This is a genomic window from Streptomyces sp. NPDC023838 (assembly GCF_040639555.1).
GTDB lineage: Bacteria > Actinomycetota > Actinomycetes > Streptomycetales > Streptomycetaceae > Streptomyces.
Genome location: NZ_JBFAAD010000008.1, coordinates 126,762 through 143,364, shown reverse-complemented (window position 1 = coordinate 143,364; position 16,603 = coordinate 126,762). Strand labels below are relative to the sequence as shown.

Below are 16,603 nucleotides of genomic sequence, written 5' to 3'. Positions count from 1 at the left end.
AGGCACAGGGCTCAGGCACAGGGCTCAGGGGCGGCTCGCTGCCTCGATGTACGTCTTGGTGGTGTCCGTGATGAGGTCGCGGGTGCGGTCGGGGCTGAGTGCCTGGGCCTGGAGATGGTCGTACAGCATGCTGAAGTGCTGCATGTCGGATCGTTTCTCCAGATAGAGGTCGCTGGTGAACCGCTCCAGGTACACCACTCCCGCGTCGGGGCTGTCGGCGAACTGCAGGATGGAGAACTGCCCTGACATGCCCGGGTGGGCGCCCACGCCGTAGGGGAGGACCTGCACGGTGATGTGCGGCTCCGTGCTGAGTGCCTTCAGGTGCTCCAGTTGTTCGCGCATGACGTCGGGACCGCTGACGACGCGGTGCAGTACCGATTCGTCCAGGACGACCCACAGACGCAACGGGCGGGCCGGGTCGTAGATCCGGTGCTGACGGCGCAGCCGCACCTTGAGGCGCTTGGCCGCCTGTTCGGCGGTGATGCGGGGGATCGTTTCCTCGATGACCGCGTGGGCGTACGCGGGGGTCTGCAGCAGCCCGGGGAGCACCATGGGCTCGAAGGTGTGGAGGCAGGTGGCGTCCGTCTCCAGGGCGATGTAGACGCTCTGGGGGATGTCGCCGTAGGCGTGCCACCAGCCTGGCTGTCCGGATTCCCTGGCCATCTGCATCAGAACGTCGATGACCCGCTGGTCCGTCACTCCGTAGAGCGCGCACAGATCGCGCACGTCGCGAGGGCTGATGGCGCGGTTGCCGTTCTCCAGATGACTGATCTTCGGCTGGGAGACCATGAGGAACTTGGCCACTTCTGTGCTCTTCAGCCCACTGGCCAGGCGGAGCCGACGGAGCTCGGCTCCCAGACGGCGCTTCCTGACGGTGGGATTGGTGTTCGCCGCCACGAGCGGTGTACCTCCGGCTTCAAGTCATCGTGCTCGCCCGCAGTTTGCCGTGGAACAAGGCCTGTTGATCGTGTGCCGTGCCGTAGTGTCGTGGAGGAGCCGAAAAGGAATCTGCCGTTGTAATGTGCCCATGGCTGGCGAACAGCTGCCCATGCGTGCTCGGCCCGGCGCCGAGACCGTCTCTGTAACGGTGACGGCTTCACCCGTCCTGAGGTCCATCCGGCGGTCCGGGGGTCCGGAAGGGCCGTGGTCCGGTGGTGTCCGGTGGTCCGCGACAGTCCAGGAACGGATGAAGCCGCGATGAACGGATGAAGCCGCGATTGCTCAGATCGCCAGCAGTCGCTCCGCGGTCTCCCGGTACTGCTGCAGGGCGACGCGCAGTTCCTCGGTCTCGGCTTGGGTGTCCTGGCTCTGCCAGTTGGCGCGGAGGGCGCGTTGGCGTTCCGCGAGGGCGTTCGTCAGGAGGGTGACCATCTCGTGGAAGGTGCCGTCGGCTTCCTCCACGGCGTGGCGCGGGCTGTCGACGAAGCTGCTGACGGCCTGCTGGAGGCGGACGGTCAGCTTGTCCCGTTCACCTGCCGGGAGCAGCTGATGTTCCGAGTTCCGGGTGCGGTCGGGGTCGGCGGAACCGGTGGACGCTTCGCGCGGAGCCGGAGCCGGAGCCGGAGCCGGAGCCGGAGCCGGAGCCGGGGCCGGTTCCGGTCCCGTCGCCTGCGGTGTGCGCTGCTTGGCGAGATCCGGGGTCTCGGCCTCGGGTTGCCTCGCGCGTTCGGAGTCGTACAGCATTACGTGCCACTTCCCTTCGCATGGTGTCGGCCACGTGCGGCAGGTGCCCGGCCGTGGTCGTCGGTGGACGGTGAACGGGGTCGGTCCGAGTCGGCCGGCTGTTCGGTGGCCAGTGCGGCGAACAACCCGCGAGCCTCGACCATGGCCTCGCGCATTTCTTCGGTGCCGCTCTGGCCGCGGACCGCGGCGTGGATGCCGCGGTAGCCGTGGACCTGGCCGGAGTGGTGGACGGAGAGCGCGGCCAACTGCTCGTCGAACTGCTCACCGCCCGGGAATCCCCGGTCCTGGACCAGCCGGGCCAGGAGCGCGTCGGCCTCGGTGACCGCCTGTTGCGGCGAGTCGACGAACTGCTCCTGGGTCCGGGCCCATTGAGTGACGTACTGCTCGCGATCCTCGGGCGACAAGGGCCGCTCCTTGAGGGACCCGTACCGCCGCACGCGCTCGCCGAGTTCGTGTCCGGCGGCTTTGGTGTCGCCGTCGTGGCGGTCCAGGGCGTGGTCGTACTCGGGGCCGAAGCGCCGCTTCAGCCCACGGCTCCCACCCCGCTGGCCGAGCCCGATGAAAAGTACTGCGGCCGCGATCACGACAACCACGGCGATCACCACGATGGCGAACATCGACATGACGTTCCTCTCTGGCTTCCGGCTCGCAAGCCGATCTGCTGCATGTGCGTCAGCTCCTGCCGACCGGTTCCCGCATCCGTGCCCGTTCCGCTTACCGACGGTTCCAGGCGTAGTGGCGCCCGCCGCCGTTGCGGTGGTGGCGGGAGAAACCGAGGATCCAGAAGACCAGCAGGACGGCTGCGGCGATCCACAGGGCGTGCAGGGTGAAGCCGGCCCCGAGTAGCAGCAGGACGAGCAGGAGAACGAGAACGATCATCGCGGGCCTCCACACGGTCACAGGACCGCAAGCCCTGTTCTCCGCGGGGTCCAGGCGAAACGGAACGCGGGCGCGTCGTCCGGAAGTTCCGGATCGGCATAGCCCAACGCCGTGCCTGTCAGTCAACTCCGCATGAACAGCCCTGTCAACGCGGCTGGCACGCTGGTGTGTTGGTGAACGGGGGCGCCGAGACGGCGCCGAGACCACGGCAGCACGGTTGACCGCGTCGGGAGGCGCCCGCAACGTCGAACTCCGGAACGTCGCCGCGGCTCTGGTCGCTGACTGGTGGTTCGTGGTTCGTGGTTCGCAGGGGACAGGAGAGGCCCCATCGGGTGACTTGCGCGAAACCCGCAGAATTACTGACTGTTACGCAGGTGAGATTCCCTGATCGTCGGGGCAGTACGACTAGCAGGGGCTTTGTGTGCCAGCCTCTGTCCGCATTCCATGCACGGTTACGGAAAGTAAGCAACTGTGTATGGTGGCGCGGTATTCCGGCACCTGGGGCAAGCGGGAGACAGGCAGGCGCGATGTGGACGCGGACGAACTCGCCTTCGGGCTGCGGACTCGCACCATGGGCAGCACCTTCATCATCGAACTGTACGGCGAGCTGGACATGCTGGCGCATCAGGAACTCGGCCCGCGCGTTCGGGCACTGGCCTGCCCGGCCGCTCACGACGTCATCATGGATCTGCGTGCGGTTACCTTCCTGGACGCCGGCGGCATCCGGCTGCTTCTGGCGGTACGCGAGCACGTAGCTCTTCAGGGAGGCGAACTGCGCCTGGTGCGCGGGATTCCCCGGGTGTGGAAGGTGCTGCGGATCGTCCGTGTCGACCGCGCCTTCACCGTACTCGACGCTCTCCCTCCGGCTCTGCTGGGAGGCTGCGACGCCGCTCGACGCGACGACAGAACCTCCGCCTGACGCCACTGCCTCGGCCCACGCGGCGTGGGCCAGGCTCATTGGCAGGGGGAGCGGTCCGTCCTTGACTGTCGGGCAGGGCGCTGGGCCACGACGCTCCGGGATCTCCGGGTGCGGCCTGCCGCCACTCGCTTCGCCGGGACCCCGCGGAACGCAGAGTGCGCTGCTGCGAACCGCAGGTTCGGCCATGCTTCTCTGGATCGTTCTGATCTTTCTGATTGTGCTGGTCCTGGCTGTGTTCGGGTTCGGCTTCGCCGTGCACACCCTGTGGTACGTGGCCGCGGTGCTGCTGGTTCTGTGGGACATCGGTTTCTTCCTACGCGGCCGCACCGGTTCGGGCCGCTCGGCCGGCAGCCGCCGGTAGCCAACCCCCGGCCGGCCCGGAGACGGCGATGTGAGCCGACCGCCCTCCCCGTCGGCACCACGCGCCATGTGTTCGGTTCCACCGGCCGGGCACACGACACCTGTCGTCGCGAGCGGACGACAGCACAGCCCCTCCCACAGGCCGGTGCGGCCGGCCACTTTCGGACAGGACAAGACAGATGCTGGCATTCGTCGCGGCCGTGTTCTTCGCCATCGCCTTCCTCATCAACGCCACCAGCACATCGACCGATGTGGTCTTCAGCCCGACCAGTCTGATGCTCGTCGGCCTGGCCTTCCTCGCCGTCCACTCAGCCGGAGTCGGCTCCGGATGGTCCGGCCGCCGCCGTGGACGCGGCCGCCGGAACTGATTCGCAGGTGGGGGCGTGCCCGCGCCCTCCCGCTGGTGCGGACCCCCGGGACATCCCAACGTGAGGCTGGCCGGGGCCGCACTGAGGTGTTCCTTGAGGCCGGCACGCTCAGTGACGGTTGGCTGAGGCCGCTCGGCTGAGCCGCGCCGTACGGCAGGTGCGAAACAGCAGGCGAGGAGGGCGATGGCACGCTCCTCAGCGCCGCGCATTCTCCCCAGATTCTCTCCAGGGCTCCGAGACGGGCCCGAATGGGCATTCGTATGAGCGAAGTTGATCCTTTGGTCTGGCGTGGCGCCTACAGCCAATCCCGCCGCTTGAAGATGAAGTAAAGGCTCACGCACACGACCGCCATCAGCCCGATCGCGAACGGATACCCGAACCCCCACCCCAGCTCCGGCATGTTCTCGAAGTTCATCCCGTAAATCGTTCCCGCCAACGTGGGAGCAAACAGAATCGCCGCCCAAGACGAGATCTTCTTGAAGTCGTCATCCTCACGCCGCTGACCTGCGAAAATCGACTGGAGAGGTGCTCTGACCTGCGGCGATACGCCTTTCAGGCTCTTTCGCCGTGCTGCCTGGTGACAGCAACCCGAACACGAACGCCCTTGCCGGCGCCGTGGTTCCACGCGGACGAACCGCCCCGTAATACGGCCCATCAGGACCTCGAACGTCTCCTCCCAGCGGCCAGGATCTATGCACCTCTCGGGCGACGAGAGCTTGCTGGCCGCTCCTACCCGCTACCCCGGCCACTACGTCGCCGGCCGGCTCACCGGCCGCCTGGGCGCCCACGTGGAGCTCCGCCCGACGGAGGGCTCCGGCATCACGGCGTACGTGGGCCTGCCGGCCGCGGTCCTCGTGGAGGAAGCGGGGGTACGGGCGGCGACATAGCGGCCGGCGCCCTTCTCCGGACCAGGGGTCAGGAGCCGGTGGGCAGCCGGAGCCGCCGCCGCAGGCGATGGCTGCCCCCGGACCCATGGCCTGTCTGGCCTGCCTTCCCCCCAAGCGGCCACAAGAGTGGTGCTACACGTTACGCGGCCGCGGACGCCGCCACGGACCCCTCGGGCGCCCCGGCCCAGACCCAGCCACAGCCGACCGTGATCGACACACCGCCGAACTACGGGTCCGTGACGGACCTCAAGTGGGCGGACGTCGACCAGAGCCAGGACATCTTCCAGTTGGCACTGGAAGCGGTGGAGGCCGGAGTCCTGGCGATCATCAGGCCCCTCCTGGAGGACGCCTACCGCATGGGCAAGGCGGCCGAGATCATGCCGTTGCCCGATTACGTGGGTTTGGACAGCATGTCCGTCGCCTGGGTGTACGCGAGCACGTTCGTCACCGCCACGGACGGAAACCTCAGCAGTGCTGTGCACAACTACACCGATAGGTCCAACGGCGAGTGGAACGCCGCGATGCGGCAATTCTGCAGCGCTGTCTGGGGTACGAGCGCGTGGGGCCAGAGTCGCGAGGGTTACGAGTGGAAACATGACTCCGCGCAGCCCGGTCAGGCCAGCAGCCACCCTGTCATGGACGTGATGGTCAAGACCTGTGACGTCATGAGCGACGCTCTGCGTGCCTGGGCGGCCGCCGCGAAGGATGTGCGAGACGACCTTCGCAGGCTCTACTACGAAGCCGTGCTGAAGGCTCTGCCGCACATCGACAGAAGCGACGGTCTGGACATGAAGGACGTCAAGAGCTTCGGCAAGGGGCTCCTCAAGATGGGGAGGAGTTTCGCGGTCGGCTTCGCCCTTGAGGTGGACGAGGAGGCGATGAACGCGGCGGTCGAGGCGTACAACAACCGCGTGCGCCGACAGGTCGCTGAGCTCAACAAACTGCACGAAGCCCTGGATGAGGCATATCTCAGTGCTCCCACGTTCCGGGCCGAGTCGGCGCGGGCGGAGTCCTTCGGCGCCCGAGCTCTGACCGATTTCAAGAACGATCCGCTCTACACGGTGGCGGGGGACGACGAAAGCAATCACAAATACCCGATCGACCTCGCGAACCAGGAGGGCATTCTCGGGTCCCATGTGGTGGACAAGCATGTGGGAAAGACGGATGAGCAACTGGAACAACGGCTGAGGGACCAGCAGATCGTCAGGCCTTCCGGCATCCGGCCCGAGGCCGTTTCGGCGTTCGGGAGCCTTACAGACGCGCAGCGGTATACTCAGGCGGCCCTGGATGAACCGAACAATCAGAGGAAGATCGACAATTGGCTCGCGGGTAACCCTGGACCCAACTCGTCACGCTCACTCCTCCTGACGACGAACGACGTCGTGGGAAGGTCGTGGGACCGGGGCGACACCGCCCCGCGTGACGTGACCAATGTATGGGTCGTTCTGAGACCCAACCCGGGGAGCCACCCGCCGTTCGTCGTTCTCACTTCCATGCCCACCGACAAGACCCAGCACCCGTAGTGCGCACGTGGAGAACTGAGGTAAGGCCCATGACTCGGATTGACGCCACCTCGTGGAGCCGTTCCCTGCGGGCCCTTTTCGGGGAGGGCATGTTCGCGGCCGTGGGGGCGCGGCGGCGCGATGACTGGCGCTTGGACGCCCTCGACATCATGCAGCTGCGGACGGACGATCCGCGTGGCTGGTCGAAGGTTGCCGCGGCACCGGGAGGGGGCGATTACGGCACCGGCCCGGACAGCCCGTTCAGTGCTGTCATGCCAGGAGACTTCAGCACGGCCTTCCCTGTGTCCAGGAGGGGCACCGAACAAATCCTGGTCACTCTCCAGGGTGAGTGGTTCCAAACAGAGGACATTCCGGATTTCGATGCGCGAGAGGCCGAGCTGACCTCGCACGCGAGAACGATCCTGGAAAGATTCGGAGAGGACGCGCTATTTTTTACCAATGCGGCGACGGCGCGAGAGAATCCCCATGCCGATATGTTCCGTCGCGAGGGCGCCTATGAGGGCTTCACCAGTCACGTAATGGATTGTGGTGTGATCGCTGTCTCCGCCACGGAAGTCGGCATCTTCTGGGGCTTCACCATCGACTGATGATCTCCCGTGCGTACCCGTTCTGCATGAAGCCGCTTGAGTTCGACCGCCGGTACGGCGAACTCGACGTCGTCGTCGCAGCCTTCGTCGGACAGGAACCCGACAGTCCGGAAGCAGGCACAGCGCCTCCGGCTCTTCAGGCGTACCTCCGGCACACCTGGCAGACCCGGCCCTGGGCGCTCTCCGTCGCCGAACAACAACTTCGGGAGTACGCGCGGAATCCGCCGGGCAGTTTGCGGCTGCGCCTCGGCGAGTTCTATTCGGTACCCGACATCGGGCTGTCCGAGTCCCGGACTCAAAGCCGGCTGTCCGAGATGGCCGACCACATCAAGCGCAGCATCGAGTCCGTCGATGTGCCTCCGCCGGCCGCGCCTCAGACCCACTGGGAGTGGCACGCCCGCTTCGGGGAGCTGGGGCAGTTCCTCGGCGGTTGGTTCTCGCAGGACATGCCCGACGAGTTCGGCGACCACGATCCGGCGGTCCGCGACTACAGGGCAACGGTCGATCCCCAGCTGACCGCCCGGCTGGTCGGCGAGATCCACGAACTGCTGGCTCTGGGGCTGGAGGAGCACGACTACGCCGTCGGCGTCGCTGAGCTCGGCATGGAGGTCGAGCCGCCGGCCCCGTTCTCGGTCGAAGCCTGGCTCCGGACGGTGGCGGAGCATCTCGGGACGGCCAGGCCCGACTACACGGACTGAACAGTCCCGTCCGGAGGGCGGTGACGACTGCACCGGGCGCCGCCCCCGTTGAGGTGACGACGCTGAGTCCGATCGCCCCCTTGCTGCGCATTCTCCCCAGCCGCTCCCCAACGGGGCTTCATTCTCCCCGGATTCTCCCCAGCCGCAGTGGGTTCTCGACGGTGCTTCCGCTGGTGAGGCGGGCCTCCTGGGGCTTGCTGAGCCGCTTCGCACAGTATCGGAAGGGGTGTGCTCGGGGCGAACACGGATCGCTCCCCGCTGGTGCATGACCTCGCATGCCGAGCGCGTCGCCAACCTGGAGCCGGCTGGACCCGCTCGGTGTCGTGACGCACGAATGACGCACGGGCTGAGGCTCCGCCAGCTCGGCTGGGACGCAAAGGGCATATCTGGAGCGGGCTGCGCGGCGTCAGATCGAGCGTGACAATCTTGACGACCTCATGGTGGACCTCGGCAAGATCCACGGCCCGGCGACCCGGAGGCGGTGGCGACGAAGGAGGCCAGGCTGACGGGTCCCGCGCCCGGGGCCGTGGCGGTTGCGTGTGGGCTGAGGAGGCGACTCACGGACCCGGCGTACGTGTCACCTCTCGGTCTGCTGCCAGACGGAGGTGAGCGCCGTGACGGGGTCGCTGTCGGGCGGCGCGGCCGGCCACCAGTCGCCGTCGTCATCCTGGAGGTAGGGGTACCAGCGAGTGTCAGGGCCCAGACGCAGCTGGATGCCGTGGTCGGTGAGAGTGAGGCGGTTGCGCCAGGCCCTGAAGGCGACCGGGGCGGTGGTCATTTCGGTGAGGGCCTCGGTCAGGGCGCTGCGGGCGGCTGTCATCGCCGTCGGGTCGGGGGCGTGGGGCTGTTCGGCGACGGTGATGCCGGTTGGACCGCCATACCGCCAGGCGCGGGTGAGGCGGGCGAACGCGGCCGGTCTGGCACCGGTGTTGTGGATGAGGCGGTGCAACCACTCGGGTCCGCAGTTGCTCGCGGCGATCCGTGCCGCGTCCTCGCGCTGGGTCAGGTGCAGGCTGGTGGTGTCGCCCGTGAGCAGCCGGGCAGCGCGTGCGGCGGTGTCCGTCATGAGGCGTTCGAGGTCCGCGGTGGACGGACCGGTGCCGGGTGGCGGGGCGGCGGGCAGTGCGGTGGTGTGGGGGGCCGGTTCGGGGAGATCCGGAAGGGGTGGAGTGTGTTCGGCCAGGGCGGCCCAGGCGGCGTAGGCGCCGACGGCCGGGAGTCCGGCTGGGGCCGGTGGGGTGGAGGTCGCTTGGGCGGCCGTACGGCGGGCGCGCAGCCGGCCGAGGACCTCCTCCCGTCCCCGGCCGCGCAGGGCGAACACCACGAAGGGGTCGGCGTCGATTGTGGAGGCGATGGCGTAGCAGAGCGCGGCGGCGTGTTTGCAGGGGTAGCCCCAGTCGGGGCAGGAGCATTCGGGGTCGAGTTCGGTGGGCTGCGGGAGCAGGGGGACGCCGGCGTGGCGGGCGTCGTCGACTAGTTCGGCGGGCATCTCGCCGTCGAGGAGTGCGGCGAGATGCCCGGCCCGGGCCGCGATGGTGTCGAGGAGGGTGTCCCACTGGGCGTCGGTGAGGACGGGCAGGTGGACGGCGGACTGGTAGGGGCGGGGCCTGCTGCCCTGGACGGCGGCTTTGACCTGGCCGGGGGCGACGGCGGTAGGGCCCACCATGCCCTGGCGGGCGTAGGTGCGTCCGCGGGACAGGCGCCCCGAGTCCATGGTGGAGTCCTCCAGAGCCGTCACCCATGCCCGGCCCCACCACGTCGCGGCGAAGGCACGCCTGCCGCGGACGGGCGTGCGGCGCGGGCCGGGGATCGAAGGGCTCATTCCTGCCTGCCCAAGGCGACGAGTTCGGCGAGATCGGCGTGGGACAGTTCGGTCAGAGCGGCCTCACCGGAGCCGACCACGGCGTCGGCGAGCGCGCGCTTGGCTTCGAGGAGCTTCGCCACCTTGTCCTCCACGGTTCCCTCGGCGAGGAGTTTGTGGACCTGGACAGGTTTGTCCTGGCCGATGCGGTAGGCGCGGTCGGTGGCCTGGTCCTCGACGGCCGGGTTCCACCAGCGGTCGTAGTGCACGACGTGGGTGGCGCGGGTGAGGTTGAGGCCGGTGCCCGCGGCCTTCAGGGAGAGCAGGAACACCGGCACCTCGCCGCGCTGGAAGCGGTCCACCATCTCCTCGCGCACGGCGACGGGGGTGCCGCCGTGCAGGAAGAGGGTGGGGACGCCTCGTTCCGCGAGATGCTTCTGCAGCAGGTTCGCCATCTGCCTGTACTGGGTGAAGACCAACACCGACTCGCCTTCGGCGGTGATGGTGTCGACCAGTTCGTCGAGCAGCGCCAGTTTGCCGGAGCGGCCGTGCAGCGGTGTGGACTGGCGCAGGTACTGGGCGGGGTGGTTGCAGATCTGCTTCAGCGCGGTGAGGAGCTTCAGGATCAGGCCGCGGCGGCGGATGCCCTCGGCTTCGGCGATCTCCGCCATGGTTTCGCGGACCACGGCCTCGTACAGGCTTGCCTGTTCGGCCGTCAGCGGCACGACGCGGTCGGTCTCGGTCTTGGCGGGCAGTTCGGGTGCGATGCCCGGGTCGGACTTCCTGCGGCGCAGCAGGAAGGGCTGCACGAGACGAGACAAGCGCTCAGCGGCCTGCGGGTCCTCGCCCGTCTCGATCGCGCGGGCGTGGCGGTCGCGGAAGACGGCGAGTGGTCCGAGGAGTGCGGGGGTGGTCCAGTCGAGGAGCGCCCACAGTTCGGAGAGGTTGTTCTCCACGGGGGTGCCGGTGAGGGCGACGCGGGCGCGGGCGGGCAGGGCGCGCAGCTCGCGGGCGGTGACGGCGTAGGGGTTCTTGACGTGCTGGGCCTCGTCGGCGGCGATCAGCGACCAGGCGTTCTCGGCGAGGGTCTCCCGGTCGCGGCGCAGGACTCCGTAGGTGACCAGGACGATCTCGTTGTCGGCGAGGTCCTTGAGGTGGCGGTCGCCACCGTGGTAGCGGCGCACGGGGGTGGACGGTGCGAACCTGGCTGCCTCGCGCTGCCAGTTGCCCAGCAGCGAGGCGGGGCAGACGACGAGCGTGGGGCCCGCGGTGGCGGGGTCGGTCTGGCGGTGCAGGTGCAGGGCGAGCAGGGTGATGGTCTTGCCCAGGCCCATGTCGTCGGCGAGGCAGCCGCCGAGACCGAGCTCGCACATCTCGGCCAGCCAGGCGAGGCCCCGTTTCTGGTAGTCGCGCAGCGTGGCCTTCAGCGCGGTGGGCTGAGGGGCGGGGGCGCGGGATCCGGGGTCGCGGATACGGGCGACGAGGTCGCCGAGCGCACCGACCGCCGCGCAGCGAAAAGTCTCCCCGTCCCGCTCCGCTTCGCCGGTCAGCGCGGCGCCCAGCGCCTCCATGGGCGTGAGCGGTTCCAGCCGGCGGCGCCTGGCGCGGGCCACCAGCTTCGGGTCGGCGACCACCCACTGGTCGCGCAGCCGGACGAGGGGGCGCCGCGTCTCCGCGAGGGCGTCCATCTCGGCCTCGGTGAGCGGGTCTCCGCCCAGCGAGAGCTGCCAGCGGAAGTCGAGGAGGGTGTCGGCGTCGAGCATGCCGCCCGCGCTGGAGCCGGGCGCGGTGCGTTGGCCGATCTCCGCGGTCGCGGTAAGTGCCTTGACGAGCTCACGCGGCCAGTGCACGTCGACACCGGCGGCGCGCAGCGTGTCGGTGGCGTCGCCCAGCAGGTCGAAGGCTTCGTCGTCGGTCAGCCGCAGCCGGTCCGGAGCGGCGTCCTTCAGCAGTCGGTCGAGCGGTGGCCAGACGCGGGCGCCGCGGCGCAGTGCGAGCAGCGTCTCGGTTTCGGCGCGCGGGCCTAGCAGGCGCTCGGTCTCGGCCGGCTCGCTCCACAGCTGTGCGGCCTCCACGACGAGCGCCGGATCCGCAGCGGTGTGCAGCTGGAGGACGGCCCGGAACTGCCGGCGGCGTCCCTCGGGTACATCGACCCGAAGCGAGACCCGGACGTCGGCGGTGAACGCGGCGGTGGTCTCCTCGGCCCACTCGTGCAGGGCGGACACGGCACGCGTCTCGCGCCAGGCGTACGGCAGGGCTCCCACGGCGAGCGGAGCGGCGGGGGTACGGACCAGCTCGTCCGCGACCGCGTCGCAGAACCGCCGCACCAGCGCGGCCGGTTCGGTGATCCGCAGCGGGGCAGGACCCGGCTCCGGCAGGCAGTGGCTGTGGGGCGGGAAGGCGGCGGCGAGGGCGTCCAGCATCCGACGCTGGGCTGCGGTGAAGGGGCCCGCCTGCCAGGTGTCGTAGCCGGCGGGGGAGAGGGCCGGGTGAAGACGGCCGTCGGCGAGCAGCCGGAGCGCGAATCGGGCGGCGGCCTGCCAGGCGGCGGCGGACGGGTGCGGTGGCTGTGCCCCGGACAGCGCGGCGACAGCGAGGGCGACGGGCAGCGCGAAACCCTCCGCCTTGCGCCGTCTGACCGAGCGGCCGTGCGGCAACACGAGCTCCGCCACCTCGGTCTCGACGCCCGCGGGTGCCGTGCCCTCGGCGCCGGCTGCCCCGGCGGGCTGCCAGAGCAGCAACCGGCCGAGGCGGGCGGGCTCGCCGGGCAGGAACACCGCCGCCCAGCCGTCGTCGAGCAGGCTCCGGGCCCAGGCAGCCGACTCCGGTGCGGCCAATGGCGGCACGCTCCTCGTGCCCGTGCCCTGCTCTCGTACGAGGACTCGTGCCACTCTCTTCGCCTCACCGTTGTCCAGGCGGTCTTCACCGCGTCTGCTTCCACCGGCAGGTTTCGCCCCTGCCGTCACCGGCGGGAGTGGGCCTTGTTCGCTGCGGTACGCATGCGTTTGGCCAGCCGCTTGTCGACGCCGTGCAGGCCCTCACCCAGTTCGGCGAGCACCTGGGCGGTGGCTGGGTGCTCCACTCGCCACAGCTCGTTCACCCGTTGTTCGAGCGCCTCCGGCGCCGTGTTCCAGTTCTCCAGGAAACCCCGGGCCAGCTCCTCGCTCTCCTGAGCACCGGCGAGGATCGACAGGCCGTCGATGAGCAGCCACAGTCCGGCCGCCTCCGCCCGCACCGGGTCCACACATGCCTCTGCCCCAAGGCGTGCGCCCAGGGTCGTGGTGGCCACCTGGCGGCACCCCTCGTCGTCGGAGTCCGCCGCCTTGCGCAGCACGCGCAGTGCCCGCGGGTCGTCGAGTTCGGCCAGCACCAGTTGAGCCACGGCGCGCTTCGCCGCCGCCTCGGAGCCGTCTCCCGCGCATGCGTCGAGCAGCCCTACCGCGGCATCCGTCGCCGAACGGTGTGCCAGCCACCCTTCGACCTCCCGGCGAATCTCCTCGGGGGAGTAGCCCAGGAGCCCCTGGAGCAGAGCACCGGCGTCCGCTTGGGCGTACTCACCGAGCAGCGGCGCGGGCACACCGCACTCCATCAGGTACTCGCGGAGCCCGTAGCGGCCGAGTGGGGTGAGCCGCATGCGGTGCCCGCCCTGGTCGTCCCACGACCGGGCCGACGCCGCCGTCGAGGTTCCCGAACCGCCGCCCAGCTCCTGTCCGACCATGGCGTTCAGGAGTGTGCGCAGATTCTCCTCGGCCGAATCGTCGCCGCCACCGCGCTCGTACTCCACCGCGCCCAGCAGGGCGAGCCCTTCCCCGAGCTCCCGGAAGGAAACCGCGAACAGCGCCTGGAAGAGATCGAACTCCGGCTCGTTCTCGCCCACTTCGCGGGCCTTCGCACGCAGGTCGTCGGCATCCACCCAGGCGTCGTCCGGGGCGTCGTACAGCAGGCCGACCAGCCCGTCGGCGATCTCGGCCGTCAGCTCGCCCAGCTCACCGTGCCACCCGTCCAGCACTCCCATCTCGCCGATCTCCTCCAGCAGATCGCCCATCGTGGCGGCCCAGAACTCAAGGAGGCCCTCACCGGTGAAGTCGGTTGCAGCGCCACCCCGAGCGCGGCCCCCGCTGATCGTGATCAACCCGCCGTCCACGGCGAGCCACCACGGGTCATCGAGTACGGCCACGTCCTTGGCGCTGCGCAGCGACTCCAACGCACGACCCCGCGCGACGGCATCGGCATACGGCGAGTCGTCGCCGGCCAGCTTCCACAGCTGGAGCTCCTCGACGGCCTCACGGGCGAGCGCGGGCCGAAGCACCCGTCCGGCGGTGACCTGCCGTCCCTCGCGGCACCAGACGGCGAGTCGCAGCGCAGCGTCGAAGAGCGGAACACCCCGCACGGCAGCGACAAGGTCCTCCCGCGGAGCCAGCGTCACCGGGCGCAGCACAGGCACATCCTCGGCCGGTCCGTCGACTCCGGCAGCGACCGGATCGCCCGCCCCGCACTGCCCGCAGGTACACAACGCCACGTCCTCGGCGGTCAGCCGACGGACACCGCCGCGCCCGGCCCCCTCACTGGTCGGCGGCTTCGCATTGCCGGACACCGTGTCCGGCGTCAGCCGGGCCAGCCGCGCGGTGACCACGTCCCGGTCGAAGGCCGCCGGATCGTATCCGGCCGCCCGCAGCTCGGCGACAAGCTCACCGTGCGGGCCATCCCCGGACCCGCCCGGGGTGTCGAGGAACTCCAGAACCTCGGCCAGCCCCCACACGCCGCCCATGTCCTCGGCCGGTACGTCGGCGCGACGCCCGCCGACGCAGCGCACCATCCGCTCCGCGCCGACCGGGCGCGGCAGTGTCTTCTCCAGCGTGATCCCGTGCTCCCAGTCGTCGCCGAAGTCGTAGACGTAGCGCAGCCGTGCCTTCTCCTCGGCCAGCACGTCGCCGAGCGCGATGGCGTCCTCGTCGCCGACCCCGTGGCCGAAGCCGAGGTCGATGCCGGTGAGTCGGGCCGCATCGCCGTACCGCCGACCGAACTCGTCGGTGAAGAGGTGCAGATGGCCACCGTGCCATCCGAAGGCGACCTGGATGGCGTCGTGCAGGCTCCCGAGCGAGGTATCGGACGGCAGCACGAGGCGCCGCCACAGGGGCGGTCTTGTGCCGTGCAGCACGATCTTCAGCTGGAGATCGGACGGGGCCGTCTTCCCGTCTCGCCGCATCTGCCGCTCCTACCGCACCGGGGCCACTCGAACGGCCCCATCATGATGCTGCCGGTGTGCCGAGCTCAAACCCGGTTGCGGCGGCCACCGTCCTTCTGGGAACACACGGTCCCGACGTCGCCCGCAGCGGATATCCTCCGCCCTCGCGACCTTGCGCAGGGCGGCACAGGTGCTCGGGAGCGCATGGCCCTACCGGCCACGGCTGTCGCAGCCCTCGACATGTGCGTACGCGGCGCGATGCCGGGTTTCGTAGCCCGTAGGGGTGTCCGAGCCGCGTGAGTCGGAGCTCTCGGGGCTGGTCGGTCTCGTCGGCAGCCTGCAGATGCGGTCTCGTCCGGATCCGATCAGTCGATGTCCGGATCATCGGACTCTTCGAGGAGTCGGGCCGCGAGGTCGTCAGCCCACTCCACGGCCCAGGTACGAAGAGCGGCGATGGTGATCTCGTCCAGGCCGTAGGCGGCGAAGGCTTCGTCATCGGTCCACTCGGCGCCCCTGAGGTTCGCCTGCAGGTCCTCGCGTCGAAGCGGCCACGGGCGTGGCGGCGGCCGAACTCCTCGAGCTCGGTATTGGTCCAGCGGCGGGAGGCAGCGAACACGTCGATCAGGTCGCGAGGCGCTCCGCGGTCGGCAAGGGCTCGGACCTTGGTCCCGATCACGTCCTCCTCCGCGAGGACGGGCCCGTACGGGCTCTGGGCGACGGGCCGCCAGAAGATCTCCTTGAGGATGTCGACTTCACAGTCCTGCCCGGTGACTGGGTCGGTCACGGTGAAGCGGGCGGACAGAGGGGCAGTCTCCAGCGCCTGCACTTTCCAGCCCCTGGCCTCAAGGCCGCGGCAGAGTGCGGCCGCGATGTCGGCCATGGGCGCCGGGTTCTCGGTGGCGACATCGAGGTCCTGGCTGGGACGGTTCACGAGGCGGTGCGCCCTCACGGCGTACCCGCCGGTGAGAACCAAGGGATACGGCGAGCCGAGGGCGATCACATCCGCCAGGAGCCGCGTGTGTGCAGCTCCGGCATGTCCGTCACGCGGCTGCCCGGGTGCGTGGGGCGAGCTGGGGGAAAGCGTCCTCCCACATGGTGCGCACGGTGCGGCCGACAAGGGAGCGCAGCACAGGCCACAGCTGGAGAAGTAGATCCTGATTGAGGTAGCGGGGCAGGTCGTCGTGCAGGCCTTCGTGCAGGACGGTGCGGTACAGACCCATGCGCTGGCGAGGTTTGCCCAGGTCGAACGAGGTCATCCCGGACCAGGCCAGGTGCAGCGGAAGCTCTACGACACCGTGCGCCGGCCCATGAAGCTCGTCCAGCGACTCCGGCAGACGGCGCCGGAACTTCTCCCGGTACAAGGCGAGGTCCTCGGCATCCGCGCCAGAGAGATCCCTCGGCGCGGCTGCGGGATGCTGTGAGCTGGAAGACATGCCTCCATTATGGCGACCGCAGAAGCGGTGCGGGCCACGATGCGCGAGCCTGCGTCCGAAGCGAGCAGGGGCGGATCCCGTCAGTGCCCCGGCCGGCTGTCGCAGCCCGTTCTTGACCAAAGCAGGAGGCACGGGCTGTCAGCCGCCCACGCATGAGACCTGGACGCGCAGACGCCGGGCTGACCGTCGGCATCGAGGGGGCCTGGAGGCAGGAAGGGGAGATCCCTCGCATCACTTCTCCCCAGGGACTCCCCCAGCGCCCCGTATGGCTTTTCGCTGG

General features: G+C 69.5%; 15 protein-coding genes and 2 pseudogenes. 7 read left to right on the top strand and 10 right to left on the bottom strand.

Annotated features, from left to right (window positions below; translation table 11 throughout):
* Positions 1-24 precede the first annotated feature (24 nt).
* From AB0G17_RS13260 to AB0G17_RS13245, 4 genes are all read right to left on the bottom strand, one after another.
* Entirely contained in the window at positions 25-897 is an 873-nt protein-coding gene (locus AB0G17_RS13260; protein ID WP_361380296.1) for a helix-turn-helix transcriptional regulator, read from the bottom strand.
* Between the two features lie 324 nt (positions 898-1,221).
* Positions 1,222-1,683, bottom strand: a complete 462-nt coding sequence (locus tag AB0G17_RS13255) for a hypothetical protein (protein ID WP_361380293.1) — start codon at positions 1,681-1,683, stop codon at positions 1,222-1,224.
* On the bottom strand, positions 1,683-2,306 hold the full coding sequence (locus AB0G17_RS13250) for a hypothetical protein (protein ID WP_361380290.1): 624 nt from the start codon (positions 2,304-2,306) through the stop codon (positions 1,683-1,685). Before AB0G17_RS13250 ends, AB0G17_RS13255 begins: the two co-directional genes overlap by 1 nt.
* A 91-nt stretch (positions 2,307-2,397) precedes the next feature.
* The gene (locus AB0G17_RS13245; protein ID WP_361380287.1) at positions 2,398-2,562 is read right to left on the bottom strand and encodes a hydrophobic protein; all 165 of its coding nucleotides are present in this window, start codon (positions 2,560-2,562) and stop codon (positions 2,398-2,400) included.
* Positions 2,563-3,037: 475 nt separating this feature from the next.
* Between AB0G17_RS13245 and AB0G17_RS13240 the strand changes: the two genes are divergently transcribed.
* The 3 genes from AB0G17_RS13240 (at position 3,038) to AB0G17_RS13230 (ending at position 4,209) form a co-directional block, all read left to right on the top strand.
* On the top strand, positions 3,038-3,481 hold the full coding sequence (locus AB0G17_RS13240; RefSeq protein WP_361380284.1) for an STAS domain-containing protein: 444 nt from the start codon (positions 3,038-3,040) through the stop codon (positions 3,479-3,481).
* Between the two features lie 184 nt (positions 3,482-3,665).
* Positions 3,666-3,842, top strand: a complete 177-nt coding sequence (locus AB0G17_RS13235) for a hydrophobic protein (protein WP_361380281.1) — start codon at positions 3,666-3,668, stop codon at positions 3,840-3,842.
* A 178-nt stretch (positions 3,843-4,020) separates the two neighbouring features.
* Positions 4,021-4,209 (top strand): hypothetical protein, encoded by a 189-nt coding sequence (locus AB0G17_RS13230; protein WP_361380278.1) that lies wholly within the window; start codon positions 4,021-4,023, stop codon positions 4,207-4,209.
* 295 nt (positions 4,210-4,504) lie between these two features.
* On the opposite strand, the pseudogene AB0G17_RS13225 reads toward AB0G17_RS13230, so the two are convergent.
* Positions 4,505-4,702: pseudogene (locus AB0G17_RS13225) on the bottom strand (CorA family divalent cation transporter); the annotation flags it as partial.
* A 199-nt stretch (positions 4,703-4,901) separates the two neighbouring features.
* On the opposite strand from AB0G17_RS13225, the gene AB0G17_RS13220 reads away from it, so the two are divergent.
* From AB0G17_RS13220 to AB0G17_RS13205, 4 genes are all read left to right on the top strand, one after another.
* Complete coding sequence (locus AB0G17_RS13220) at positions 4,902-5,096, top strand: hypothetical protein (RefSeq protein ID WP_361380275.1); 195 nt, start codon at positions 4,902-4,904, stop codon at positions 5,094-5,096.
* Between the two features lie 236 nt (positions 5,097-5,332).
* A complete protein-coding gene (locus AB0G17_RS13215) occupies positions 5,333-6,619 on the top strand; it encodes an RNase A-like domain-containing protein (protein WP_361380272.1) in 1,287 nt (428 codons plus the stop codon).
* Positions 6,620-6,648: 29 nt separating this feature from the next.
* Complete coding sequence (locus AB0G17_RS13210) at positions 6,649-7,206, top strand: hypothetical protein (RefSeq protein WP_361380269.1); 558 nt, start codon at positions 6,649-6,651, stop codon at positions 7,204-7,206.
* Positions 7,206-7,904 (top strand): contact-dependent growth inhibition system immunity protein, encoded by a 699-nt coding sequence (locus AB0G17_RS13205; protein WP_361380266.1) that lies wholly within the window; start codon positions 7,206-7,208, stop codon positions 7,902-7,904. Before AB0G17_RS13210 ends, AB0G17_RS13205 begins: the two co-directional genes overlap by 1 nt.
* Before the next feature lie 577 nt (positions 7,905-8,481).
* On the opposite strand, the gene AB0G17_RS13200 is transcribed toward AB0G17_RS13205, so the two are convergent.
* The 5 genes and pseudogenes from AB0G17_RS13200 to AB0G17_RS13180 all read right to left on the bottom strand — a co-directional run bounded on the left by AB0G17_RS13200 (position 8,482) and on the right by AB0G17_RS13180 (position 16,323).
* Positions 8,482-9,726, bottom strand: coding sequence for an SWIM zinc finger family protein (locus tag AB0G17_RS13200; RefSeq protein ID WP_361380263.1), 1,245 nt, complete (start codon positions 9,724-9,726; stop codon positions 8,482-8,484).
* Entirely contained in the window at positions 9,723-12,542 is a 2,820-nt protein-coding gene (locus tag AB0G17_RS13195; RefSeq protein WP_361380260.1) for a DEAD/DEAH box helicase, read from the bottom strand. The genes AB0G17_RS13200 and AB0G17_RS13195 overlap by 4 nt, the downstream gene beginning before the upstream one ends.
* Positions 12,543-12,667: 125 nt before the next feature.
* On the bottom strand, positions 12,668-14,911 hold the full coding sequence (locus AB0G17_RS13190; protein ID WP_361380257.1) for a plasmid pRiA4b ORF-3 family protein: 2,244 nt from the start codon (positions 14,909-14,911) through the stop codon (positions 12,668-12,670).
* A gap of 344 nt (positions 14,912-15,255) precedes the next feature.
* Positions 15,256-15,925, bottom strand: a pseudogene (locus tag AB0G17_RS13185) (nucleotidyl transferase AbiEii/AbiGii toxin family protein).
* A 5-nt stretch (positions 15,926-15,930) separates the two neighbouring features.
* Complete coding sequence (locus AB0G17_RS13180; RefSeq protein ID WP_361380254.1) at positions 15,931-16,323, bottom strand: hypothetical protein; 393 nt, start codon at positions 16,321-16,323, stop codon at positions 15,931-15,933.
* Positions 16,324-16,603 lie beyond the last annotated feature (280 nt).